Here is a 25,584-nt window from a genome sequence, read left to right as displayed (position 1 = left end):
TTACCCCCTGTTGCAGAACTATTTTTTGACTCGGCGGCTGATGATTGCCTGCATGATTACAGAAAGAATAATGACTAAGCCGAAGAAAACTTGCGTGTAGAACGCATTGATTCCCGATGCGACAATCCCTGCATTGATTGCGCCAATGATGAAGGACCCAACGAAAGTTCCCGTCACGGTACCCACTCCGCCAAAGACGCTGGTACCACCCAAGAAGACTGATGCAATGGAGTTGAGCATGAGACCGTCACCAAGGGTTGGCCAGAAATAAGATACTTCAAAGGATGCCACCAACCCAGCCAATGCCGCAAAGAAGCCCATAACTGCAAAAGTGCTGCGCTTAACTCGTGAAACGTTGACACCCATTAACTGAGCAGAAATTTTGTTATCACCCGTAAGAAATACGTGAGACCCGTACTTAGTGCGATTCAAGATAAACCACAAAATCAAAGTCGCCAAAATTGTCCACCAGAATTGATTTGCAATACCAAAGAACGACCGCCCAACAAGGAGAGTCGTAATCTTCTGTAATTTAGGATCAGTCAATCCAACGCCTGATCCATTCATCCATGCGAGTTCGATGCCACGGAAAAGAAATCCTGTGCCGATCGTAATAACTAGTGACGGTATGGCGAAGTATGTAATCAGGAATCCATTGAAGTAACCGCAAAGCACTCCAATGAAAAGTGCACCTGCAATTCCAATCCAAATACTCCCAGTGCCAGAGTAGATTTTTGCAAATCCAGCAGTGGCTAGTGCCATCGTTGAAGGAAATGAGAGATCAATTTCGCCTGTAATAACAACTAATGTCAATGGGATCGCCATCAAAGCAAAAATCGGCGTAGAGGAAGCGAATGCCAGATAGATATCTCTAGAGGTAAATGCCTCTGAAGCTGTTACAACAAAGATCAGCCAGATGACAACCCCAACACCCCAGATTCCAAATTGCATTCCAAAACGGCGCCAGAATGATGGCGGACGTGCAGCGTTATTCTTGACCACGGAAACTTCTTTACTTTTGCTCATCTCTAATTCTCCTGCAAACTGCCCGTGCGGGCGACTCGATACATGCCCTCGATGAGCTGATCCATCGTAATTTCACTCTTGTTGTACATACCGGCAACTTTCCCACGATCCAACACAATCATGCGATCAACTGCTGGATAGATATGGAAGATATTGTGGTCAATGAAAATCGCTGAGCGGCCAGATTTCTTTATCTCTTGAACAAAATCCAAAGTTTTCTTAGTTTCAGAGAGCGATAACCCGACCGTAGGTTCATCCAAAATCACTAATTCGGCATCAAAGTACAATGCTCGAGTAATAGCCACACCCTGCTTCTCGCCACCCGACATCGTCAGCACTGGGTTATCAGGGTGTACTGCGGTCGACGTAAAGCCCATATGGGCACCCATTAAACGCGCAGCTTCAGACTTCATCTGCTTGACATCAAGTTTGCCAAAACGGTTTGTGATCTCACGCCCCATGAACATATTGCGCCAAATGGGTTGTTGCTCGCAGAGCGCACGCTCTTGGTAAATAGTTTCGATTCCAATGGAGCGAGCTTTGGCAACATTCCATTCGGTAATCTTCTCACCTTTAAACCAGATCTCGCCCCCTTCATCGGGTGCATGAAACCCCATGATGGTTTTTACAAGTGTGGATTTGCCAGCGCCATTATCGCCAAGAAGGCCAACGATTTCACCCGGATAAATGCTCAGATTGACATCTGATAACGACCTAACCTCACCGAACGTTTTAGAAACATTCTTTAATTCAATAACAGGAACTACGCTCACGACCGCCCTTTCGTTGATACTAAAAACCCATTAACACTCTCACCTAAAATATGTGGTGCCGACCAGGAGAAATTACTCCTCGCCAGCACCACATACCTTAATGCTTCCTTACTTTACTGTTTTAACGGATCTCTCTCTTTGCAAGAGGCGCAACTATTTTGACGTTGCTTGCATCGACAAATCCACCAGCGGTATTAATGTCCAAACCCGAAAAACCATACTTTTTGGTCAAGCAGATTTGAAGAATTGGTAAATACCCTTGTAACCATGGTTGTTGATCAATTACAAGTTGCAGATATCCACTCTGGACTGCAGTCACGGTTGCTGGTGACACATCAAAGCCACCAAAATAGACCGAGCCGGCCTTTAAATTAGCTGCCTTCATGTAAGTAGCGGCAGTTGCAGTCAGACCACCATGGTCGGTGACAACAGCCTTAATATCAGGGTTCTTTGCCATGATTCCGGCAAAGGTTGGCCCACCAGATGCAGGTGAGGTATTAGTTGCTTGGTCAATCTCTTGATAAACAACCTTTACGCCGGCAGATTCAAAGCCGTCAATCACACCAACTGTGCGTTGACCGCGATCTCCACCTTGTCCCTTTAGACCCCAAACAAAGGCTGAATCGCCACTCTTAAGTTTTGCGCGTTTCACCATTTCGGCAGCCAGATCTTTGCCGGCCTTGTAGTTCACAGCTCCTACGAATCCAAAACCTCTTGCGCTGTATGTTTTTTGCAAATCAACCAGCGACGTGTTAAGAGTCGTGACAATGATTCCCTTTTTCTCTGCCGCGTCAACAATAGGCTTGCTGGCCTCTGGTCCGCCAAATCCATAAATGGCAACTCCGTCTGGCTTTGTCGCGACTGCCTCTTTAAATTGCGTCATCATTTTTCCTGGATCCCAGTCAGAGAAGTAGTACTTGACACTTGGACCGAGATCTTTCGCGGCTTGTTTGAAACCGTTGTAGACGTTGTTAGCAAAAACACCACCTTGAGGTCCACCAGGGAATGCGGCGATTTTTACTCCAGAACACCAACCACCTGCTGCCTGCGAACTCGTGGCAGTACCGATGGTTGTTAATCCAACGGATGCGGCGAGTGCCAGCGCTGTTACTCCGGCTTTAATACGACGTGCTCTCATCTATGTCCTCCTAGTAGGTCTGGCTAGAATCAGCCTGTCCATGTATAGATGATATGGAATGACTATTCAAGGGTTTTTCAAAGATTTCGAAATAGTTATACCCCGGAGCCCCGAAAGAACGACTTGAGTTTAGATTGAGACTTTGTTGGTCAGAGTGATTTATCCACCAAATGCGCCTTTTAGTTAATACTAATCCCCTTTAATTGCCGGATTAGTCTCACGAAGAAGCCTCGTAGAACAGGATGTATACGTTGTGCGCCTTTAGAGGTACCAAAGGTGACCCCGCACGCAGAAGTTCACGAATCAGATTGCCTTGAAGTTGTTCGGTAATCTGCCCTTGACTTTCACATCAGCGAAAAACAGTGAACCCGCCAGAGGCTCACTGCTGGTAATGGACTCCTCATATGAGGCGTCTGCCGTCGTGACATACAACGTTGAAAGGTCTTCACCCCCAAATGCACAATTTGTTACGAGAGAGGCAGCAACCTTGACAACTCCCAAGAGTTTTCCCTCTGGTGAAAAGTTTCGCACTTGCCCCCCGCCCCAGAAGGCAACCCACAAGTTACCTTCAGCGTCGACGCACATGCCATCGGGCATTCCTGGGCTGTCACTCACATCTATCGGTTCCATTTCTTGACCCAACGAACCCGAATCCAGATCAAATGTAAAGCGGCTCACCTGCTGCGTGGGCGTGTCGATGTAATAAAAAATATCTCCACGTGGGGACCAGTCCATACCATTCGAGATTGTTACGTCTCGCAACACGACGTGAGTTTGAAAATTTCCAGCAACTCTCTTGAGGTCGCCCATCCCGGCCTTCGCATCGTATGCCATGCTGCCAATCCAGAAATTGCCCAGTGGATCAATGTTTCCATCATTAGTTCGAACATTTGGATTTGGCATCTCCAATAATGTCTCGTTTATCACAACTAGATTCTCATCAAGGAGTTGGATGCTATTCCCTGCCGCGACAATGAATCCTCCCGCGGCGTTCTTTCCTATCGAAGTAATAATGTTCTTGAATTCTTTTCGGAAAAAGGAATTGCTTCCTGGCTTCCACTGAATAATCGTGTTTTTGAAGATGTCAGACCATAGAAGAGTGCCAGACCGCTCGTCCCAGAGCACTCCTTCGCAAAGATCTCCCTTTGTCCCAGGAACGCACTCGGCAATGAGTTCAATCATATCTTTCCTTCCATCTCGAGTGATTCAGTGTAATGTCCAATCCATAGATTAACTCGTGGATGGAGTTGCGTGGTGAAAATTCAAAGTTTAGAAACGTTCATTGTCAACGTGCCCTATAAGCGAACTGAAGTCAGTTCGATAGTCCAAAGAAGCGGCGTGACGTCTGTAGTTGTGAAATTGACGACAGATACCGGTTTAGTTGGGTGGGGTGAGGCTTGCTCAGGCGCCGATGTACTCTCGATATCTGCTGCCGTCAAAGCCATGTTCCCCTTCGTGCAAGGACGATCTCCTTGGGATTCGGCCGATATTATGCGCGACCTATTCCGCAGAGGGCTCTGGACACTACGTGCCATGACCGGCAACTACGCGTGGGCTTCTTTCGACATGGCTCTATGGGATCTCTGCGGCAAGAGTTCCGGACTGCCAGTTTACAAACTACTGGGTGGTGCGGTTCATAAAGACGTTGACTATTTCTTCTATCTAGGACACGGGACCCTCCAGGATATCGAGGCTCAGTGCGCTGAGGGCATGAAAGCTGGGTATGAAACCTACTACCTGAAAACTGGGGTCGATTTAGAACATGAGATAGAGATGGTAAGAACAATCCGAAATGCCATTGGTCCGAAGAATCGCATACGACTTGATTCAAATGGGGCTTGGTCGCTGCAGGACGCTCCACGTTTCCTGGAGCGTTTCGCTCCTTTTGGAATTGACTTCATCGAACAACCAGTCCGCGAACATCCAACGTCCTTAATGGCAAATTTACGTACAAAAACATCAATCCCCCTTGCAGCTAACGAAGGGTTGTGGACTGAGGAAGATGCAAACAGATTAATACTCAACCGCGTTGCCGATGTTTACACCTTTTCGCCATACTGGGTCGGGTCACTTGAAAAATTTAGACAAGTTTCCTACGTTGCTCAAGTAATGGGTAGCAAGGTATGTCGTCATACCCATGGCGAACTGGGCATCGCCGCCACAGCTTTTCACCACGCCAGTCTCACCATTCCCAATCTTGTCCTGGGCAATCAACAGACCGCGGCACACATGGAAGGCGACATCCTGCTCCAAAAAATCCCTACTACCACCTCGCCTAAATGGGGACTTCCAGAGGGAAGTGGCCTCGGTTTCGATATAGACGATGCAGCATTGAACGAGGCCAAAAAACGTTTTGAAAGTGAAGGACAATATCTTCCTTATGGAAAAGTCTAGTATCGAGTTACTGCTCGGCAATATTTCGCTCACAATTCTGCCAGAATTTGGAGGAAGGATTGCGAGCGTCAAACTTGATGGATGCGAGGAATGGATTTCTCAACCATCGGCCCCTTTAGTTGCAAGGAATATAGGCGACAATTTTATCCGGCCAGAGATTTCAGGATGGGATGAAATGGTGCCGACGACGGATGCCTGCCGATCCTTGGATGGCCTTCACGATCTGCCTGATCATGGCGAAGTGTGGAGTAGGCCCTGGAGAGTTGAAGAGTCCAATTCGACATCCGCGACCCTGTCCATAAAACTTTCAACAAGAACTCTGGAATTTTGGAGAAAGGTCTCTCTCAATTCGTCAGACATGAAGCAGTCAAGCGTTGCCATCGAATACCGAATTACCAATGTCGGAAGGGTCAATGTACCCGCGTTCTGGTCATGCCATCCGCTATTTTCGGCGGCGAATATCACCCAAGTGCAAATCTATCCAAACATCAGCTTTGAACAAACCGCCCCATTAATACCGAGAATCGAACAAACTTTTCTACCGCAGGACCTCCCACCGAACACATCCGTTGAGTATTGGTGCAGACCAGAAACTGCAATAGAGAGAATCACACTCGTGCGCTCAACAGGTGAGCGACTAAGTCTTTCTTGGAACAAGTCAGAAGTACCGTACTTTGGAATTTTCGTTGATAATAAAGAATATGCAAAGGAAACGGTGATATCGCCACAACCTGCAATCGCCCACCGCGTGAGTGAACGCAACGCTGAAACGGCCCACCGAATACGAATTCTTAAACCTGAGGAATCAATTAGCTGGAGTCTGCGAATGGATCTTGAAGAGTAATTCAAAATTACTCTTAGGAGTAAAACAGGGCTGCTAGGCATATAATGCAGCATGAACCTAAATAATAAAACTGTTCTGATCACTGGTGGTGGAAGTGGGATCGGATCCGCCACGGCTAAGAAGTTTGCCGAATATGGCGCAAACGTTGTAGTAACAGATATCAATCAAGAATCCGCAGAATTGGTGGCTACTGCTATCAAGGAAGCAAATGGGAAGGCCATCAGTTTAAAACTGGATATCACAGATCTTGACAATTGGGAGAGGGTTAAAACCCACGTCCATGAGATTTATGGAAAAGTGAATGTGGTCTTTAATAACGCTTATATAAAAATCGTCAAACCTGCCCATTTGACCACAGTAGAGGAGTGGAATCGTCAAACTGAAGTCAACTTCGGCGGGATTCACAAATCTGTGATCGTCTTTCTCGGCGACCTCGAAGAAACGCATGGAAGTATGGTTAATACGGCATCAGTACATGCGCGTTTGGGGTTCCCCGGACATGGTGTCTATGCAGCAACCAAGGGCGGCATTGTTTCATTGAGCAATCAATTGGCCGTTGAATACGGACCAAAAATTAGAGTTAATTCCGTACTACCGGGTCCGATTTTAACGCCAGTCTGGGACACTGCGACAGAGAAAGACTTCGAAGAGGCAATCAGAAATACCGCGCTCAACAGAATGGGCATGCCTGAGGAAGTAGCCGAAGCCGTCTGTTTCCTCTCCTCGGATGCGGCGTCATATATAACAGGCGCCTCCTTGCTCGTAGACGGTGGTTTTAGCGTAAAAAAATAACTACACGAAGATTAGTTTTGTAATGATCATTGGTGAAGAATTGGAGACACTCAACTGAAAATATCTTATGAATCTCTTGGTATAAAACGCGTGATAAATGGCGCGACAACGTACACGCGACTCGGAGGTTCTTTAATGCTTCCTGAGGTCATTGAAGCCATGAACCGAGGCGCAGAATCTTTTGTTGATATGCAAAGCTTGCATGCAGCAGCAGGAAGGAGGCTCGCTGAAATTACTCGCAATGAGGCGGCCTACATAACCCCTGGCTGCGCCTCTGCAATTGTTCTTTCCATCTTGGCGGTAGGTAGATTGTCCGACTCGCCCACTCGGACCGATGTTCTCATTGATAAATCTCATCGGATCCCCTATGACCAGGCGATTACATTTGCCGGCGCCAAAATCAAGGAATACGGCACCAGTGGCAAGAGAACAGAAGAAGATTTGGAAAAGGCAATCAATGAAAACACTTTAGCTATCTTCTGGGTTGCCGGTTCTTATGTGGGAGCAGACGCCCTCGACATCATTTCTACGGTCAAGATTGCCAAAAAGTACAAAATCCCTGTAATTGTTGATGCAGCGGCTCAGTTGCCACCAGTTTCAAACCTTTGGTTCTTCACCGCAGATGCTGGAGCTGATGTTGTCTTATTTAGCGGAGGAAAGGCATTGAGAGGGCCCCAAGCCAGCGGTCTGATGATGGGCAAATCTAAAATCTTGGACGTTGCCGCCTCGCTTGCCGCTCCCAACCAAGAGATAGCAAGAGCGTTCAAAGTAGGCAAAGAGGAAATATTTGGATTGCTCCAAGCTGTAGAAATGTATATAGCTCACGATCACGAAGAAGATTTCAAAGGTTGGCTCCGCGACTGCCAAGCAATTAATTCTGGCTTACAAAAGATCCCAGGTGTTGCCGGAACTACCGAGAACGTGAATCAAGCAGGACAGCCGGTTCCCCGAGTAAAGATTTCCTTTGATCCCTCTCAGCCTACAGATGTTGCGCAGAGGGTATACACATCGTTGGTAAACGAGAATCCATCCATAGTTCTTGATTTATCAGAAAGTCTTTATATCAGTCCAGACATGCTATCCGAAGGCGAGATTGACCTTGTGCTTGCAGGAATTGAACGTGCAGTCAATTCCCTGTCTTGATCTTTCATTTCACTGCACCAGCCATAATGCCACGACGGAAATATCGCTGCGCGAATAAGTAAACAGCAAACATTGGCAAAATTACGAGCAATGAAGCTGCCATAACAAGAGGTGTGTCTCGGAAAAAACGTCCTTGAAAGACGCTAATACCCGCAGCGAGTGTACGCCGATCGTTTCCTTGCAAGAAGATGAGAACAATCAAAAGCGAATTCCAAACATAGAGCATATTAAGCACTAGCTGCGTTCCAATCGCGGCCTTAGCGGTTGGCAAAACTACCCGGAAAAGGGTCGACAGTCGCCCAGCCCCATCCATTGATGCTGCTTCCAGAATTTCTTTTGGAAACGTGTCAAAAAATCCGAGCAAGAGATAACAACTAAATGGAAGCAGGAGACCCGTAAAAACAATAATTGCGCCAACAAAAGAATTTATCAAACCAAGATTACTAAATAGTACAAAAAGCGGAACTATTATTATAATTGGTGGCACCGCAAGTAAAGGTAAGAATATTTTTCGAAAGGCACCATTTATCCAATTTCTTGAGGTGGAGACATAGTAACTAGCCAGAATGCCAGTAATCGTGATCAATAAAACGGTTCCGAAAGTTACAACAACACTGTTTCTAAACCAAGTTAAAATCTCTCCACGCGAGAATACTTCATGAAATGCCCTTAGAGTGGGTTTCAATGGAATAGACCACGGTGAATCTCCGTAATCTAGAGTGGTCTTAAATGCATTAACAATTATGAAATAAAGAGGAATAAGAAACATTGTACTAAATATCAAGAGCAGTAGATGTCGGCTTAAAGACACGAGCAGTTTTACAGTGGAATTAAGTTTATAGCCAATCCTTGAACGCTTGAATTTACTCGCTCGTGATGGTGTTCGTGGCGACGATTTTATATTGGCCGAAAGGGGGCTGAATGCTTTGGGGACGAGGCGTCTTCTTCTTCGCAATACAGAGAATGCCTGTAGTAGTTTGCTGCTAAAGAGAATTACTAGAAGCAGGATGACGACGACACTAGATGCTGCAGTTGCAATTCCAATGGACCGGAATTGCACCGCTTGTTGAAAAATATAGAGATCAACAACCATTGTTGATCCCGCTGGGCCACCACGAGTAAGCATGTAGACCCACTCAAAGGTATAGAAAAATACTGTAATAACCTCGAGAACAATCAATGTAATGAGCACTCCAGCGATCTGTGGCAATATTGCATACCTTAATCGGCGCCACCAACCAGCCCCATCAATTTCTGCGGCCTCCACAATTTCTTGATCAATATTTCCTAAACGCGAGAAAATTAGGATCGAACTGAAACCAATTTCTCGCCAGATCAATGCTGCGCAAATAATAAAGAATGACGTGTTCGCCTGCCCAAGCCAATCGACGGCAAGAAAATCTAATCCAACACTATTGAGAAGTTGGTTTAGTCCGCCCCTGTAGGCAACAATCGCTGCGATTGCAATTGCAGACACCGGGATAGGTAAGATGAAGGGAATCAGAATTACGAATCTATGAATGGTCCATCCACGAGGACGCTCATTAATAACTACTGCGAGAACGAGAGAAATCAAAATTATAACGGGGACGAGTGCTAGTAATTTTAGATTATTGAAAAGGGATGTTCGAAAAACAGTGTCACTTTCCAAGGCTCTGTAATTTGCTAATCCAACAAATTTCCCTGAGCGACGAAAAGCAAGTAGCCCAATTTGAATAAGTGGATACGCAAAGACCAATAGCATTAATGCGATGGCTGGCGCTGTGTAGCCAAACGCGACGGTAGATTTCCGTATTGACCCTGTTTTACTGGCCATAGGTACCTTCATTTAGGGAGATCCCTTCTTAAAGAAACCCCCTCGAACTGGTTATCAAAAACCAGACGAGGGGGTTTCTTGACTTCCGTCAGTTTACTACTTTATTCCTGCCCACTTTTTGAAGTTAGCGACCTCTTCTGGCTTTTGCGTTACCCAGCTTTCGGATGCTTTCTTCCAGAGGGCGATGTCTGCTGGACCATCACCTTTACGGGTACTAATTAACTGACCACCAGCAAGATCTGCTTGCTCGAAAACAGAACCTGGTTCAAAGTTGCTTAGCCAGACGCTGGGTAGTTTGTTAAGAGCAAAGAGTGCTTGCTTGACTGGGTCAGTAACAGTGCTCTGATCAAATCGACTATCGGCAGGCATAACACCAGTTAATTCGAACCACTTGTTAAGTGACTCGGTCGAATGCCAAAACTTGATGAAGTCTGCAGAAACTTCCTTATTTGGGCTCCAACTAGTAATGAAGTGCGAGATAGATTGCGTAGCGGTGTAGTACTTCGCCATGGCTCCATCTCCAAAGACAGGAAGGGTCATGATGCCGATGTTGCTTTGACCCAATGCATCTGCTGCACCGAGAGCGGCTCCATCAATAGCAAGGACCATTCCAGCCCCGCCTTTATTGAACACATCATATTTTTCTTGAAGTTCAAGGCTGTTAATGTCTTTGTTAAAGCAATTGTTCTTAAACATTTCATCGAACTTGCTAGCCCATGGCGCAATTCGAGTGAAGTCTCCCGAAACTGCCGCCTTTTGAAGGTCTGATGGCGCATCCATATATTGCTTGCCGAGATGCGCAAACCACCATGAACCTTCAAACCCACCGCGGTTACCTCCAACAATTGGGGTGATCCCAGCCTTGTTGAGAGATGTACAAAGTCCAAGGAAATCGTTCCACGTTGCGGGTGGAGTCTCTGTATCAATGCCGGCTTTCTTAAAGAGGGTCTTGTTGTACACGATTGGCAACCCAACGATGTAAGTAGGTGCTGCCCAAATCTTCCCTTCATAAGCATTTTCAGCCGTATTTAACCAATTATCCATTTCTGTCTTATCTACATAATCGGAAATGGGAGAGACGTTCCCGGCCCAGACCTGGCTGAGTACTGGACTGCTTGCCCAAGCTGGTGCAATGTCAGGACCTGACTTTGCCGCGGCTGCCGCTTCAAAGGCGGTTGTAATATCAGTATCTGTTCTCTCTTCGTACTTGATGGTGACGCCCGGGTGCGCGTCTTCATATGCTTTCGCAACCCAGTCAACCCAAGTATTCATCTTGGGAACATCTCCAGTGCCCCACCACCACCAGTTGAGGGTAACTTCCTTCGTCTCGTCTGTTGCGCTTGGAGTTGATGTGCTGGAGCAACCCGTGAGCACCAAACTAAGTACAGCAACGGCTGCACCAAATACCTTTAAGGTTTTGTAGCGAGATTTCACAGATGGACCTCCAATAAATTTGAGTCTAGATTATGTAGAGCGTAATCTAGACTCAAACGGTCCCGTATGGAAAGGACTACCCCTCTGACTTGTAACCCTCATGCGATTTCTCCGGGGCGGGCAGCCCTCGATTCCCAAACCCGACGGCGCCAGGTACTCCGCAAGGGTGTAGATTCATTAGAATTGCGTCTGTAAGAATTACGCGGACCAACAATACCAAGGATCTACTATCGCGAATTCCTCCAGAGACCAACTGTCTGAAGAGTGACTTGAGAGGCGCCCATGCTCAATCCTAAACTTCTTGATCAGGGGACGGTTGTGGCATACTTTAAAGATCGAGAAATCTTTTCACCAGAATCGAGTCCACTCGTTGAAATTCTCACCGGAGGGGTTTCTAATGTTGTTCTCGCTGTTTCCGGAGAGGGAAAAGATTTAGTTTTAAAGCAGGCGTTACCTGAATTGAAAGTCGCGTCAGAATGGATAGCTGACCAGCGCAGAGCTATTGTGGAAGCGCACGCAATAGAAGTCTTGCACAAACTAACACCGGAAAATGTTCCAAAACTTTACGATGTCGATCCGGATCAATTCATTTTGATTATTGAACGGGCACCGCGGACAATGACGATCTGGAAAGAAGATCTGCTATCAGGTTCGATTCAACCTGATATAGCAGCGCACTTAGGTCAAATCTTGGGTCTCTGGCATAGAAATACCGCCAAAGATCCAGCAATACTTCAGGAATTTCAAGAGGATTCCCTTTTCGAACAATTGCGAATCAGCCCATTTTATCGAACCGTAGCCACTAAGCATGAAAGTATCTCAAAACGCATAGGGGCGTTGATTACCGAACTTCTCGAAGACAAACCTTGCCTTGTTCACGGCGATTACTCTCCTAAGAATATCCTCGTTGACGGTCGATCAAAAGTCATCGTGCTGGATTTCGAGGTTGCGCATACTGGCAATCCTGTGTTTGATTTGGGGTTCTTGTTGGCACACTTACTGTGCAAATATGAGTTTTTTCAGGAACAAGACAAAAAAATTCTGCTTGCCCAAGCAGCTGACGCTTTTGTTCAAGCATATGAAAAATCATCCGAGAGTCCAGTATCTGCCTCACTACCTTGGCACGTCGCCGCCATTGCGCTTGCCCGCGTAGATGGACAATCCCCCGTAGGTTATCTTGACTCGGCTGCACAAGATCGTCTTCGCCGTCGTGCCTTGACTATTTTACAAAGTGAGACACCTCCCACGATAACTGAGATATTCTCTCAAGCATGAGCATCACAATACGAGATCTTCAGGGGTTGCAGGTTCTTGACTCTCGCGGACGACCAACCGTCTGCGCCCGAATGACTCTAAGCGACGGCAGTGTCCATAAGGTGAGTGTGCCGTCCGGTGCGTCTACCGGAGTCCATGAGGCGTTCGAACTCCGTGACAGCGGTGGACCACATGCGGAGAATTTTTTTGGCGGTAAGAGCGTATATACAGCCGTCGCCAACATCAATAACGTAATCCGCCCACGACTTATCGGCACAGTTGCTGATTCGCAACTAACTGATGACCTGCTCTGCGAAATCGATGCAACGGAGCGACACGAAATTTTAGGAGCAAACGCAACCTTGGCGGTGTCGCTCGTTACAGTCGAAGCAGCGGCGCGTACTCGTGGACTATCCATGGCCCGGTTCTATCAACCCACGGGCGTATTGAATATTCCCATGCCGATGGTGAATATCCTTTCAGGTGGTGCGCATGCCAACGGGGCCATTGATATTCAAGATGTTCTTGTCATCCCACATGGCGCAGCAACATTCGAACAAGCCCTCTCCTGGATCGTTGCAATCCGTGATACCGCCGCAAGAATCGGAGCATCACGAGGGTTTATAACAAATCTGGTTGCAGATGAAGGTGGACTAGGTATTCCTTTTGAGGGCTCCTCGGAAGCGTGCACATTTGTGGAGCAATGTATTGAGGCAGTAGGACTCACACCTGGAGAAGAAGTTTCTATTGCACTCGATATCGCAGCGAGCCAATTTTACGATCAAGGAAATTACATATCTCGAAGTTCAAATATGGTTTTCACGCCAGAACAATGGCGCGAACAACTCATTGCATTATTGTCGTCACACCCCATAGCCTCTATTGAGGATCCCTTCGCGGAAGATGACTGGAGTTCTTGGGATCGATTCATGACCGAACTGCCAAAGCCAATCCAAGTAGTGGGTGATGATCTTTTTACAACGAATCTGACTCGACTCTCCCAAGGCATCGACACTCAGAGCGCAAATTCGATTCTTATCAAGCCCAATCAGAATGGGCTAGTCACTCAGACTCATCATGTACTTCGCCACGCACAGGAACATGGTTTCTCCACGATTGTTTCAGCACGCTCGGGAGAGACCGAAGATAGTTGGTTGGCAGATTTAGCAACTGGTTGGGGAGCCGGTCAAATTAAAGTCGGTTCCACTCACGGATCAGAGCGAACCGCTAAATGGAACCGACTTCTTGAACTTGAGGCAACTGAAGAAACTGTTTTTAACAATCCATTCCAAAAAATCTAAAATTCCGGAACGTGAGAGTTAGTTCATAAATTACAGAGCAACAACCAAATCAATCTCGACCAAGATATTTATGAGATCCGAGCCAACGGTCGTACGTACAGGAAAAGGCTCGCTAAAAAATTCACGATAAACAACATCGTAAGCCGCAAAGTCGCGATGAACTTCTTGCAGGTGTGCGGTCACTTTAATGACATTAGCCATGGTCGCGCCACGCTCAGCAAGAATGCTTTCAAGATTTTTTAGCGTCTGTCGTGTCTGCTCGGCCACGCCACCTTCGACAATTTTCCCAGTGGCTGGATCGACAGGACCCATGCCACATGTATAGAGAAATCCATTTGCGACTACTCCGTGGGAATATGAACCTCCTGGCAGTGGTGCGCTTTCTACTTGAAAAAAATTGGCAGTCATCGTGTCTCCATTTGTTTTGGGGTTCGTTTTAGAAAAAGGTATGAATGAACTCTACTACATCATAATTATCATCCACCAGCGGCATGAGTTTCCACTTATCAAACGTTGTACAAGGATGCGATATACCCATACCGATCACATCAGCGATTCTCACATCTTCTTCTTCCTGAAAATGCAGGTACCCGTGTTGATCGTTTAAATGATCAATCACACCACTGATAGCTGAGATCTCTCCACGATATTTCTTGAAGGGCGATGGATTATCAACATCATTGCCTACATCTCGTTTCCCGAGGTTGAGTATGGCTAGGCCAGGTTCGGGTTGGGTGAGTACTTGACCCCATAATTCAATGGCTGGCAACAATTGTTTAACGCTCGGCTGATCGGCGAAAGGATAGATTCGTTCATAGAACCCGCTATCGTGAGAAATGTATCCACCACTGCGTAAAATGAGGTGCGCACTACCGTCGTACTTATTGAATTCTTCGGCGACAATATCAAAAAAAGCACTTCCACCCGCAGTGATTATGATTTTTTCGGCACCAACATATGGCGCTACCAATTTCGCTGCGACAACTATCTTTTGACAGAACTCGCGAACTTTTGCCATGCCATCGCTCGAACGATCTGCTCCATCGACTATTCCTTCAAAACCAGAGACGCCCCGCAGGATCAGCCGAGAATCTTCAGCAACCTTCTCTGCGAGTGTTTGGGCATCGGCATTATCTCGAATACCGCCACGCCCGCCGATGAATCCAATTTCAAGTAGAAGATGGATCCGGGCATCACTCAGACCACTTAGTGCGTCTTGAATAATTTCAAGTCCATCTAGTGAATCTACGTAGAAGATTACCTCATGATTCGGTTCCAAATTCTTTAGCGCTATTGCACGAATAGAGTGTCTATCAACAATTTCATTTGCAATGATGATGCGTTCAAATCCAAGGTCAAGAAACACGCGGGCCTGAGAATAGTTAGCAACAGTCAAGGCCCAAGCACCATGTTCCAACTGCATCTGCGCGATCTGTGGCGACATGGTCGTTTTCACATGTGGAGCAAGAGAGGCACCAACTTCTGTGCAATATTCCGCCATGCGTTTTAGATTATTATCAAGTGCAGATTTTCGTAGAATTGCGATGGGAAATTGAAATCCAGATGTGAAGAGGTTTGGTTTAGTTTTGAGAAACTCTTCGATGCGCTGGCCATCAGCCTCTAGCGGAATTCCTTTGTACGTCGAAGTGAGAGTCCTTTTTCCAAACGCTTGAAGGTTTGATACTAAGTTGGGCATTAAACAACTATACAAGTTTCCGGTGTAACTTTTTCTGGGAAGTTCTAACGAGACCGCCTCCCGCTTACCCTGGAAGGTTAGCCGTTTACATCTGACCTAAGTGACCGAGTAGGAGCTCTCGAACTCGAGCAGCATCTGCTTGGCCCTTTGTCTCTTTCATGACCGCGCCGATGAGTGCGCCGGCGGCAGGAATGTTTCCGTTTCGGACTTTCTCAGCGGTATCGGGTTGAGAGGCAATGGCCTTCTCAATCGCAGCCATGAGTGCAGAGTCATCAGAGACCACTTTCAAGCCGCGAGATTCCATTACTTGTGCAGGCGTGCCTTCTGAGTTAATGACGCCTTCTACAACTTGGCGAGCCAGCTTGTCAGTCAACTCCCCGGCAGCAACGAGAGCCACAATGTCGGCGACATCCTTAGGTGTAATTGCCAGATCGAAGATTGAAACTTCCTTCTCGTTGGCAACACGTGAAATCTCGCCAAGCCACCACCCGCGCGCACGGGTCGGATCTGCTCCGAGTTTCACTGTGGCTTCGACAATGTTCAGAGCCTCAGCATTAATCATCGCGGCCATCTCTTTATCCGGCACCGACCACTCAGCCTGCAATCTCTTTCGACGTGTTGTGGGTTCTTCAGGCAAAGTGGCTCGCAATTCCTCAATCCAGGCTGCATCTGGCTCTACTGGGACAAGATCTGGCTCAGGGAAATAACGGTAATCCTCGGCCTGCTCCTTGGAACGACCGGAGCGAGTAAGTCCGCTCTCCTCTTGGAAGTGACGAGTCTCCTGAACAACTTTCTTGCCTGCGTTTAAGAGTTCTGCATGACGGATCATCTCTCCGCGCACCGCACGCTCGACTGAGCGAAGCGAGTTGACGTTCTTTGTCTCACTACGAGTTCCAAGTGCCGTCTCACCTATCAGTCGCAATGAGACGTTGGCGTCGCAACGAAGTGAGCCCTGCTCCATGCGAACATCACTCACGCCGAGGGAGCGGAGAATGTCACGGAGTTCTGCGACATAAGCCTTGGCGACCTCAGGTGCGTACTTTCCTGTGCCCGGAACAATCTTGGTCACAATCTCCACTAAAGGAATACCTGCCCGGTTGAAGTCGAGCAACGAGTAGTCAGCGCCGTGGATTCGTCCAGTGGCCCCGCCCATGTGCAATGATTTTCCCGTGTCCTCTTCCATATGCACGCGCTCGATCTCAACGCGGAACTGCTTCACACCTTCATCCGTATCAATCTCGACATCCACAAAACCATTGATGCAGATCGGCTCGTCATACTGCGAGATCTGGTAGTTCTTTGGCATATCTGGATAGAAATAGTTCTTCCGCGAGAAGCGGCTAAACGGCGCAATAGAACAATGCAGAGCAAGACCAATAAGAATGGAGGATTCAATCGCCTTCTCGTTGACCACGGGCATCGCACCAGGCATGCCGAGACAGACGGGGCAGGTCTGAGTATTTGGCTCCGCACCAAAGACTGTCGCACACCCACAGAACATCTTTGAATTGGTATTGAGTTCGACGTGAACTTCAAGACCCAATACAGGTTCGTACTTAGCAATCACGTCCTCATAGGAAAGACTCACTTCGCACCTCCCAATGCAGGAATACGCGAGAGCAATGGCGCACCCCACTTAGCAAGCAGTGCCGCCTCCAACGCAGCACCCACCGAATACAACTTCTGATCCTGCATTGCAGGAGCCATAATCTGAAACCCCGTGGGCAGCCCATCTTCTGGAGCCAGCCCGGAAGGCAGGCTCATTCCTGCGATTCCCGCCATGTTCACTGGAATCGTCGCAATGTCGTTGAGATACATGGCTAATGGGTCATCAGCTTTCTCGCCGATCTTGAATGCGGTTGTTGGTGCGGTAGGAGAAACGAGAACATCCGCCTTGGCGAATGCATTGTTGAAATCCTGCATAATCAACGTGCGTACCTTCTGCGCGCTGCCATAATAAGCATCGTAATAACCCGAGGAAAGTGCATATGTTCCAAGGATAATTCGGCGTTTCACTTCGCGGCCGAAGCCCACCTCGCGGGTGATATTCATAACGAGTTCTGCCGAAACTCCGTCATCATCGCCCTTTCGCATTCCATAACGCATGGCGTCAAAACGTGCGAGGTTGGAAGAACATTCACTCGGAGCAATTAAATAATAAGCAGCAAGCGCGTATTCAAAATTAGGGCAGGAGACTTCAACGATTTCTGCGCCAGCCTTAGCAAGAAGTTCCAAAGACTCCTCAAAGCGAGAACGAACCCCCGCTTGGTACCCATCGCCATTGAGTTCTTTCACAACGCCGATCTTCATGCCCTTCACTTCACCACTTCGGGCAGCATTCACAACTTGTGGCACTGGCACATTGGCACTCGTTGCATCCATTGGATCATGTCCAGCGATCACCTCATGCAACAACGCCGCATCCAATACGGTACGCGCACAAGGACCTGCCTGATCCAGACTCGATGAGAACGCGATCAATCCATAACGCGAAACTCCACCATAGGTTGGCTTCACTCCCACTGTTCCGGTTACAGCCGCTGGTTGACGGATAGATCCACCCGTATCTGTACCAATAGCAAGAGGCGCTTCAAAGGCAGCAAGGGATGCGGATGACCCACCGCCAGATCCACCAGGAATACGAGATAGGTCCCACGGATTATGTGTTGGACCGTACGCAGAGTTCTCAGTCGACGAACCCATCGCAAACTCGTCGCAGTTCGTCTTGCCCAGAATGACAATTCCAGCATTCTTCATCTTGGTAACGATGGTTGCGTCATAGGGCGGACGCCACCCTTCAAGAATCTTGGATCCAGCGGTAGTCGGAACATCCTTCTGAACGATGATGTCTTTCAGTGCCAGTGGAACCCCAGCCAACGGCCCGACTTTCTCGCCACGTCCGCGCGCCTCATCGACCGATTGAGCCTGTGCTAAAGCACCCTCATGATCCAAATGCAGGAAGGCATGAACCTCAGCATCAACTTCAGCAATCCGATCAAAATGCTGTTGGGTTAATTTCTCAGAAGTAATCTCCCCCGCCGCCATTGCCGCAGCCATCTCATGTGCGGAGCGAGTAATCATGCTTCCTCCCCCAAAATCTGTGGCACCCGGAAGCGGCCATCTTCTTTTGCCGGAGCCCCTGAGAGCGCCTGCTCTGGGGTAAGGCTCGGAGCCACTACATCAGGACGGGTCACATTGCGCAAAGGCAAAGGGTGTGAAGTCGGCGGAATATCAGCCGTTGCCACCTCCTGCACGCGGGCTACCGCGTTCAGAATGACATCCATCTCAGTGGATAGATGGGCAAGTTCCTGATCAGTCATCTCGATTCGAGCCAGGCGGGCTAGATTCGCTAGGTCTTTTGGCGACAAGTTGCTCATGGGTGGAGTCTATTAGAAGAGCCTCTAACTACGAATTTGCCACTGGAGAAATGATTGTCGCAACAGCTAGTAAATGCCTTTATAAGCCAAGTTTCTTAGCGAGAGCTAGAAGGCATTCGGGTGGGCTTGCTTGAGGATCTTGGAATTCGCCCAATTTCTCTTTCACCGTCACTTTGAGGTGCTCCATACCATCAGACCCTCTGCTCGTTTGAAGCGTATCTTTGTATCTATCCGCTAATTCGACGATCCATTGCACTGTCCCCCATTGTTGCTTAGAGACGGCTCGTTCGATTAAATGTGGCAGTGCTAAATGAGTTCGAAACTTCTTTTCAGAGCCCAGAAAAATTTGATACGTTAAGAGCAGCTCCGAAGGAACCTCGCCATCAAGTGGCTGCAATTTCGAGCACAATTCCTGAGCGATAACTTGCCTTGATGCGCTGGGAAGTAGAGAAGTTATTTTTACAAAAATCTCCGGAGCCGGATGCCAGACCGCAGATCCCTCTGCGAGCCTATCGAAATGCAAATGAAGCGCACTAGGGAGCCCGGTGGGGTTCAAAGGACTTTCATCGGTGTCCGCCAACAATACCGCCAAGGTCAGAAGGGGGGCCCCCTCTGGATTCAAAAGGGCAACTTCCCAATCCGTTGCCTTTAAACCTAAAACTATTTCTTTGGCCCATTCGCGTATTTCTAACCCTATGTCGGGTTCTGATTGAGAAATTCTCAATGCTGAAATTGCTAATTCGATATCAGAAGAATTGCTCATGATGTATAGACGACTCGTCTGCATAACGAACAAGTGTCGGGAAATTGAATCCAATTCCGAAGGAATGAATTCAGATCGCAAGTACTCCAAATGAGACAAATATTGATCTGCACTAATGACAAGGGAAGATAATCTTGCAAGATCATGCATTAACGAAGAAACCCATAGGGGGAAATACGGTCTGACGCTTTGGAGGATTAAGAATGCTTTGTCGGAATGCTCTGAGAGCCATAGTGATTGCTCTGCGATCACTTGAGTGTTGTTGGCAGGATATAGAAGGACTTGCTCTAAAATTTGTTTTCCACTCCGAGAGTCTCCACATAGAACGGTTTCTGTCATTGAGGGAGTTGCTATCAAATGAAGCAGGGTGACCTTTGCCATCAAATCAAAAAAATCATTTCCGGAAGTTACCGACGTCAAATGCAAAAGGGCACCACTCTCGGCCAAAGGTCTTAAGAACTGGTCGGTATTTGTTTCTAGAGATACTTCTTCCATCAGTTTAATGGAAGAAACTATTTTATCCTTGGAATCTATGGCTCTTGCATCCAAAGCTTGAGTAAGACCTAGTTGCAGAACAGCCAAGTCAATCTTCCCTCCGAGATTTAGAAGCCACCGAAGAGCAGTTTCAAGCCCTTGAATTTGATCATCTTGCAATGAATCGACTAGCGCACGAGCGATCTCTTCAGGAGTATTTTGGATCTGCACTCTACTCAAATCCGTCGTATCACTAACTAATTCCAATAACCTTGAAACATGAAGCACTAGATTCACTGTGGGAAACTGAATTGGCACTTCGAATAAATCATTCGGGAAGAAGTCATGAGTCATTGCGCTCAGGAACCCCACAAAACCAAGAAAATATGCTTCGCTTTCGACCGGATTCGGATTCACAGAAATAGGTGAAATCTTGGCAATTAAGTCAGCAAGGCTTGGGCCATCTGGTTTCAACTTACTAAAAATCAAGGCAAGACCTACCCCCGATGCGCTGCCGTCTAGGGTCCAAGAACTCACTTTGCGAGCAATCCGAGATACATCTTTCTCGAGCCACTTACCTAATTCTGGGCTTTCGAAAACTTTCGCCGAGTAAAGGGTCCCGAGATTTCTCATTAGTTCACTTCCGCCAGCCAATATCATGTCGTCAACATCGAGATTCTCAACCACTTCAATAAATCCAGGCATCGTCTTTAGGTTTACGATTCCATCGACAGATCCTTCGCCAAATGCCCCAATCAGCCTTGGACTTATGAAGAGTTGTTGGGCTAGCTTTGGATCCGTTCCAAAGTGCAATGCCAGCAAATTTGTCGCCAAATCCTGGCCAAGGGGGGCCTCAACCTTCGAATTTCGAGGCGGAGATCCCAAAAGCATCTCCGCCACATTGATTCTATCTTGTCGAAGAAGTACATAATATGCGACTTGAGGCAGGGGAACAGTATTTGTCAATCTACGGATTATGCCGATTTGATTCACAAAATTTTTGAGTTGACGCGGAGTTGGGGCTTCCCGTGATACGACCGATCTGGATTGAAATTGCACATACCGAACCCGAAGTTTGCGAACTTCATCAAACTCGTCCTCAGCATGTCCTGGTAAAGCTTCCGCGAGAAGTTCACGAAGACGCTTGTGCCAGTCTGAGACAACTAAAGGAGGTGCTTCGAATCGCACGTTAAATAACTTTTCAATAAATGCTACGGAGACGGGAGTTGTAAATGGAAGTGGCAATGTATTCTCATCACTCGTATCATTTCCTAACTCAACCGGATTCCAAAGCAAGTCCAATCCCTGGGGATCATAGGGAATGAGCAACCATATTTTCGTGTGATGTGAGGGATTCCAAGTTCGTGATATTTCAATAAATGTTTGCATCGTTGCAAATAACTGTCGTGCTACCTCCACGTCAACGCGATCCAGATTATCTAAAATTATTAATAACTGCCGAGAATCTAGCGTCGACGCCTCCACGATCTCTTTGAACAACTTTTCGAATTCCAGAGAAGTTGGCTCTCCTCTTTCGACTCCAAGCGCAGTAGTATTGATTTTCTGACTTTTAGCGAAAAAACTCAGAGGCTCGAGTTCGGATAGCCTCTTTCGCCAAACACTTCCTCTCGAATTTTCTAGACCTTTCTCGTTAATTTCCGACCTCTTGACCAAATACTTTCCCACTTTTTGAAATCCCAACATGGCGATGATTACAAGCAGGGGCGCAACTAAGAGAATATTTCCAAGTACACGGTACGACCCCTGCCAAGTTGTCGTTTTGATAGAAGACAGGTGTACCCCTAATGGCATTAAGAGTGATGATAACGAAACAATTAACCCTTCTTTAGACAAGAAGGCAGAAGAATTGGTAATGACCTTCGTTGCCTTGCCGGAAAGCTGATTTCGGAACCCATCCGCCAAGTTCTCACTAAGGTGACCGAGTTTCGCCATGGTGGTTATTACAGTTTCTAGAAACGCTCTTCTCAACGGATCTGCCTGGTGTGCCCAAGAATCAAACATCACGGTCACAGTCTTACCTGGATCCACTTTAGTGACCACTAAGCCGACAATCGTGGATTTTCCAGAGCCCCAGGCGCCTTCTAGGCCAACGATTCTCCCGGATACCAAGTCCGGGTCTTCTAGGAGACTCGTAATTGCCGATGCGACTTTTTCATGCGCTTGCCCGTCAAAAAGATCCTTTTGAGATGGCGTCTCCGACAAGAGTTGCACTCTACCCGCTCGCGAACTCTGAGAATCTACTGATTGATGGTTCTCGACTTCGTGCATAGTGAAATCTCCCCTTTGAACCTAAGTATTCCTGAAAGGAATCGTTATGAGATTTCGGCACGGTCCCTCGAGCGGAATTCTTTAACAAACCACCATCAGAATACAGATGGTCAGAATCTCATGACTCAGAGCGCAGTGTCCAGGTAATTGGATTCGTAGGGCACTACAATCCGACAAAAAAATTTCTTACTGGACAATTCCAACACAGAGTCGACATGTTTGTAGTGCTCACTCGCCCATAAGGAAGGCGAAAACCACTGGCACGAGGGCATTCCTTTCATTTCCGAATCTGACCCATCCCGTTCACAATCTCGGTCGTCGTAGTCGCAGCCTCAAGGTTCATCTGCCTCCATCAACCTTCGGCACTATCTTTGTTATTCCACATTTATGCACTCATATTCAAGACTAAAACTGGACCGCTCACCCTCAAAGATTAAAGGGATTGCATCACTGGTAATTCATTCGTTCGCATGAACGTGAAAGCAAGAAATCGGGTAAGTAGCAGGGTCCGAGCGCACTGGCCTCGGCGTACTCTCGCCCTCCTGTGCCAGCGCCGTGGCCAAGTCCACCGCCGAGGCTCTCTAACAGGCACCGGCTGCGAGTTGTAGTGCATCACTTACTGTGGCATTATCTTAGGCATGACAACTCGCATTCAAGCCCCAGTTGTACGCCGAACATCTCTCCCGCTCACTGAGCAGAATGAGCGCGATCTTTCCAAGATCCGTGAATCGTCCTCGTACCAGATTGCTCTTGAGCAACTATCTGAGATGAAAGTATTCAACGCAAAAATGAGCGAGGCCGCCCTATTGACCGCGATATTCAAAGCTGGAATCGCCGCGGTTCGACAGAGGGCCGAGCTCGAGGGATATGCCGAAATCGCCGCCTCACTATCAAAAGTTGAATCCAAACAACAAAAAACAGGCGCCCGTCGCCGTCGTCCTACATGGTCAGAAGAAGCATGAACTCCCCTTGGCCACTTCTTCGTGGCAGAGTGTATGCAGCAAAATTATCCAACCTTAAGAATGAAAAGTATTTTGTTGTCGTTTCGAACAATCAGCGCAATTCCCAGCTTCCGCAAGTACTCGCCGTGCGGCTCACGACTTCGTCAAAACCAAGAATTCCCAGCATTGTCGAATTGGGTAAGGGAGAAGTATTTCTCGGTCGGGCTGTCTGCGATGACATCGTTGAACTGTATGAAGATGAAATCCTCAGAGATCTTGGTGCCCTAAGCCCAGGGGCCATGTCGAATCTGAATGAAGGATTGAAAGCAGCGCTTTCAATCTAATTCTCTATCCTCTAATCTGACCAGTTCCCTTCACAATCCAAGTGGTCGTGGTCATCGCTTCGGTGTGTTGGGTTCCGTACTTGGCGATGTGGTCGAACGATGCCTTAGTGGTAGCTACTGAAGTTTGGTCACCCTGTTACTTCTCGGGGTGGACCGCAGCAAGGCACTGGGCTCTCACCGAGCAAGTCTTTAGACCAACTGTGGTGAAAACAACTAATCGAGTTAGGGCATCCAAAATAAAGTTTCTTGATCATGACTATCTGGTCAGCCATTTAGACCCAGGGCAAACTAAGAGTGGGAAAAGAATCAGCCGTTGGCGACTTTTTGTAAATACTTCAATAAACCAAAAAGAGCCATCGTGATTGCGCCTTATCTTCGGGGAACCTCATTCAACTAGTAGTGGTCTCGAAGATGCAAAATAATTAGCGTTTCATCCTCAACTTGGTAAACAATTCGGTCTTTGTGGTTAATGCGCCTAGACCACGTTCCTGAAAGTTCATATTTAAGTTTCTCTGGTTTACCGATTCCTGTACTTGGACTTTTCATAATTGAATCAACCAACGCATTAATACGTTCAACTGTTTTTGGACTGGTACTTTCCCAAAACTTTAAGTCTTCCCAGGCATCTTCTGAAAGTTTAAGTTTCCTGAGTGATGGCTCCTTTGGCATTAAGAGGAAACTTTTTTATTTGTTACTTTCTTAGTTGCTTTCGTAGGGGTCGTCACTTTCTTGCTTTTAGTGACTTTGTTTTTTACCCGAGAAGCGCTGGAAAGTGGCAGCGTAAATTCAATCAACCTTCCCGCTGCGACATCAGCGCGACTTCTGGCAAGGCGCTCTCGGTTGGTTGGGGTTCTAAGTAAATACATTGTCTCGATCATTGATTCCCATTCGCTCTCCGAGACCAAGACGGCGTTGCCCTTCTTTGATGTGATGGTAATTGGCATACTGTCGTTGTTAACCTGTTCGATTAGTGGAAAGAGTTGTGCCCGAGCTTCCGAGGCAGTTATGACCATGATGTGCTCCTTTTCTTACCCAAGAGAGAACCCTAGCATCTGGTACGAGATTTTGTACCAGATACACGATGGGATTCAAACCCCTAACTGTCTGTTCCAAAGAAGCGAACGGATGACAGGGACAGTTTTGACTATTACTTAATTAATTCAGTTAGTTAATTCATTGGACTCAATTGCCGTCAATGTTTCCTGGCAGCCCGAGAAAAGAGACCTGTCTTGATTGCCTGTTCAGCCGCCTTATTCATTTGTCCGTGAAATACATCGCGTTCGACCTTGAATGACTCAACACTTGATCTAAGTAAGCGTCTATGGGCGCTGCTACCCGGCACATTCTCTGCTTGCATGAGACCTTCGTCGATCATTTTAAGAACAGTGGGCCGACTAATGCCGAGCAGTGCAGCAGCATCGTTTGGACTGAGCCACTGAGACTCTGCATTATCAAGATGTACTTGGCCTGTGCGTTCGACAAGATCTGCCGCACTTTCCAATACTTCTGTCAGCGCACGACTTAATTTGAGCGAGGATCCATCCTTTGCGACAATTTTTACGTTAGTTCCATGCGAAGCGAAAAAAGCTAATACTTCTGTGGCATTCTCTCGTTCACTTTTATTGGCCGTAACCTGAGTTACGGCAGATGGACTTGCCATAGCATCTCCAAGTGTAATAACTGTCATCTGCAATAACTGTAACCTACTCTGGGCTGCCCTTGCGGCCACCGTATGCAAGGAATCAGCCAAGGTCTTCTAACACGCTCAGTAAGTTCAAAAGCCTC

22 protein-coding genes and 1 pseudogene are annotated in these 25,584 nt (G+C 47.3%); 8 read left to right on the top strand and 15 right to left on the bottom strand.

Features of this window, described 5'->3' with window-relative positions; translation table 11 throughout:
• Nucleotides 1-18 precede the first annotated feature (18 nt).
• The 4 genes from VMW30_03660 to VMW30_03645 form a co-directional block, all read right to left on the bottom strand.
• The gene (locus tag VMW30_03660; GenBank protein HUW87455.1) at nucleotides 19-1,026 is read right to left on the bottom strand and encodes an ABC transporter permease; all 1,008 of its coding nucleotides are present in this window, start codon (nucleotides 1,024-1,026) and stop codon (nucleotides 19-21) included.
• Between the two features lie 2 nt (nucleotides 1,027-1,028).
• A complete protein-coding gene (locus VMW30_03655; protein HUW87454.1) occupies nucleotides 1,029-1,799 on the bottom strand; it encodes an ATP-binding cassette domain-containing protein in 771 nt (256 codons plus the stop codon).
• A gap of 121 nt (nucleotides 1,800-1,920) precedes the next feature.
• A complete protein-coding gene (locus VMW30_03650; protein HUW87453.1) occupies nucleotides 1,921-2,937 on the bottom strand; it encodes a substrate-binding domain-containing protein in 1,017 nt (338 codons plus the stop codon).
• A gap of 303 nt (nucleotides 2,938-3,240) precedes the next feature.
• Nucleotides 3,241-4,119, bottom strand: a complete 879-nt coding sequence (locus VMW30_03645; protein ID HUW87452.1) for an SMP-30/gluconolactonase/LRE family protein — start codon at nucleotides 4,117-4,119, stop codon at nucleotides 3,241-3,243.
• Nucleotides 4,120-4,191: 72 nt separating this feature from the next.
• Here VMW30_03645 and VMW30_03640 point away from each other — a divergent pair, with 72 nt between their 5' ends.
• The 4 genes from VMW30_03640 to VMW30_03625 all read left to right on the top strand — a co-directional run bounded on the left by VMW30_03640 (nucleotide 4,192) and on the right by VMW30_03625 (nucleotide 8,110).
• On the top strand, nucleotides 4,192-5,331 hold the full coding sequence (locus VMW30_03640; protein HUW87451.1) for a mandelate racemase/muconate lactonizing enzyme family protein: 1,140 nt from the start codon (nucleotides 4,192-4,194) through the stop codon (nucleotides 5,329-5,331).
• A complete protein-coding gene (locus VMW30_03635; protein ID HUW87450.1) occupies nucleotides 5,318-6,175 on the top strand; it encodes a hypothetical protein in 858 nt (285 codons plus the stop codon). Before VMW30_03640 ends, VMW30_03635 begins: the two co-directional genes overlap by 14 nt.
• A 51-nt stretch (nucleotides 6,176-6,226) precedes the next feature.
• Nucleotides 6,227-6,967 (top strand): SDR family oxidoreductase, encoded by a 741-nt coding sequence (locus VMW30_03630; protein HUW87449.1) that lies wholly within the window; start codon nucleotides 6,227-6,229, stop codon nucleotides 6,965-6,967.
• 90 nt (nucleotides 6,968-7,057) lie between these two features.
• Nucleotides 7,058-8,110 (top strand): aminotransferase class V-fold PLP-dependent enzyme, encoded by a 1,053-nt coding sequence (locus tag VMW30_03625; GenBank protein ID HUW87448.1) that lies wholly within the window; start codon nucleotides 7,058-7,060, stop codon nucleotides 8,108-8,110.
• Between the two features lie 4 nt (nucleotides 8,111-8,114).
• On the opposite strand, the gene VMW30_03620 is transcribed toward VMW30_03625, so the two are convergent.
• Nucleotides 8,115-9,926, bottom strand: a complete 1,812-nt coding sequence (locus VMW30_03620) for an ABC transporter permease subunit (protein HUW87447.1) — start codon at nucleotides 9,924-9,926, stop codon at nucleotides 8,115-8,117.
• Between the two features lie 96 nt (nucleotides 9,927-10,022).
• Nucleotides 10,023-11,360, bottom strand: coding sequence for an ABC transporter substrate-binding protein (locus VMW30_03615; GenBank protein HUW87446.1), 1,338 nt, complete (start codon nucleotides 11,358-11,360; stop codon nucleotides 10,023-10,025).
• Nucleotides 11,361-11,642: 282 nt separating this feature from the next.
• Here VMW30_03615 and VMW30_03610 point away from each other — a divergent pair, with 282 nt between their 5' ends.
• Nucleotides 11,643-12,635 (top strand): aminoglycoside phosphotransferase family protein, encoded by a 993-nt coding sequence (locus VMW30_03610; protein ID HUW87445.1) that lies wholly within the window; start codon nucleotides 11,643-11,645, stop codon nucleotides 12,633-12,635.
• The gene (locus tag VMW30_03605) at nucleotides 12,632-13,915 is read left to right on the top strand and encodes a phosphopyruvate hydratase (protein ID HUW87444.1); all 1,284 of its coding nucleotides are present in this window, start codon (nucleotides 12,632-12,634) and stop codon (nucleotides 13,913-13,915) included. The genes VMW30_03610 and VMW30_03605 overlap by 4 nt, the downstream gene beginning before the upstream one ends.
• A 30-nt stretch (nucleotides 13,916-13,945) precedes the next feature.
• On the opposite strand, the gene VMW30_03600 is transcribed toward VMW30_03605, so the two are convergent.
• From VMW30_03600 to VMW30_03575, 6 genes are all read right to left on the bottom strand, one after another.
• Nucleotides 13,946-14,323, bottom strand: coding sequence for a Rid family hydrolase (locus VMW30_03600; protein ID HUW87443.1), 378 nt, complete (start codon nucleotides 14,321-14,323; stop codon nucleotides 13,946-13,948).
• 28 nt (nucleotides 14,324-14,351) lie between these two features.
• On the bottom strand, nucleotides 14,352-15,611 hold the full coding sequence (locus VMW30_03595) for an alanine racemase (GenBank protein HUW87442.1): 1,260 nt from the start codon (nucleotides 15,609-15,611) through the stop codon (nucleotides 14,352-14,354).
• 85 nt (nucleotides 15,612-15,696) lie between these two features.
• The gene (gatB, locus tag VMW30_03590) at nucleotides 15,697-17,199 is read right to left on the bottom strand and encodes an Asp-tRNA(Asn)/Glu-tRNA(Gln) amidotransferase subunit GatB (GenBank protein HUW87441.1); all 1,503 of its coding nucleotides are present in this window, start codon (nucleotides 17,197-17,199) and stop codon (nucleotides 15,697-15,699) included.
• Nucleotides 17,196-18,692, bottom strand: coding sequence for an Asp-tRNA(Asn)/Glu-tRNA(Gln) amidotransferase subunit GatA (gene gatA, locus VMW30_03585; GenBank protein HUW87440.1), 1,497 nt, complete (start codon nucleotides 18,690-18,692; stop codon nucleotides 17,196-17,198). The genes gatB and gatA overlap by 4 nt, the downstream gene beginning before the upstream one ends.
• Nucleotides 18,689-18,988 (bottom strand): Asp-tRNA(Asn)/Glu-tRNA(Gln) amidotransferase subunit GatC, encoded by a 300-nt coding sequence (gatC, locus tag VMW30_03580; protein HUW87439.1) that lies wholly within the window; start codon nucleotides 18,986-18,988, stop codon nucleotides 18,689-18,691. The genes gatA and gatC overlap by 4 nt, the downstream gene beginning before the upstream one ends.
• Before the next feature lie 79 nt (nucleotides 18,989-19,067).
• Nucleotides 19,068-22,448 carry a P-loop NTPase fold protein gene (locus VMW30_03575; protein HUW87438.1) on the bottom strand — a complete coding sequence of 1,127 codons (3,381 nt, stop codon included), beginning with the start codon at nucleotides 22,446-22,448 and terminating at the stop codon, nucleotides 19,068-19,070.
• A 704-nt stretch (nucleotides 22,449-23,152) separates the two neighbouring features.
• Between VMW30_03575 and VMW30_03570 the strand changes: the two genes are divergently transcribed.
• Nucleotides 23,153-23,476: a hypothetical protein gene (locus VMW30_03570; GenBank protein HUW87437.1), complete on the top strand. Its 324-nt coding sequence runs from the start codon at nucleotides 23,153-23,155 to the stop codon at nucleotides 23,474-23,476.
• A complete protein-coding gene (locus VMW30_03565; GenBank protein HUW87436.1) occupies nucleotides 23,473-23,799 on the top strand; it encodes a type II toxin-antitoxin system PemK/MazF family toxin in 327 nt (108 codons plus the stop codon). Before VMW30_03570 ends, VMW30_03565 begins: the two co-directional genes overlap by 4 nt.
• Before the next feature lie 393 nt (nucleotides 23,800-24,192).
• On the opposite strand, the gene VMW30_03560 is transcribed toward VMW30_03565, so the two are convergent.
• The 3 genes and pseudogenes from VMW30_03560 to VMW30_03550 all read right to left on the bottom strand — a co-directional run bounded on the left by VMW30_03560 (nucleotide 24,193) and on the right by VMW30_03550 (nucleotide 25,486).
• A complete protein-coding gene (locus VMW30_03560) occupies nucleotides 24,193-24,468 on the bottom strand; it encodes a Txe/YoeB family addiction module toxin (GenBank protein HUW87435.1) in 276 nt (91 codons plus the stop codon).
• Nucleotides 24,469-24,596: 128 nt separating this feature from the next.
• A pseudogene (locus tag VMW30_03555) lies at nucleotides 24,597-24,812 on the bottom strand (type II toxin-antitoxin system Phd/YefM family antitoxin).
• Nucleotides 24,813-24,991: 179 nt separating this feature from the next.
• Complete coding sequence (locus tag VMW30_03550) at nucleotides 24,992-25,486, bottom strand: helix-turn-helix domain-containing protein (protein HUW87434.1); 495 nt, start codon at nucleotides 25,484-25,486, stop codon at nucleotides 24,992-24,994.
• Between the last annotated feature and the right edge of the window lie 98 nt (nucleotides 25,487-25,584).

Source organism: Candidatus Paceibacterota bacterium (assembly GCA_035530615.1).
GTDB lineage: Bacteria > Actinomycetota > Actinomycetes > Nanopelagicales > Nanopelagicaceae > QYPT01.
Note: the sequence above shows the minus strand (reverse complement) of the source record. Positions and strands in the feature narration are given on the sequence as shown.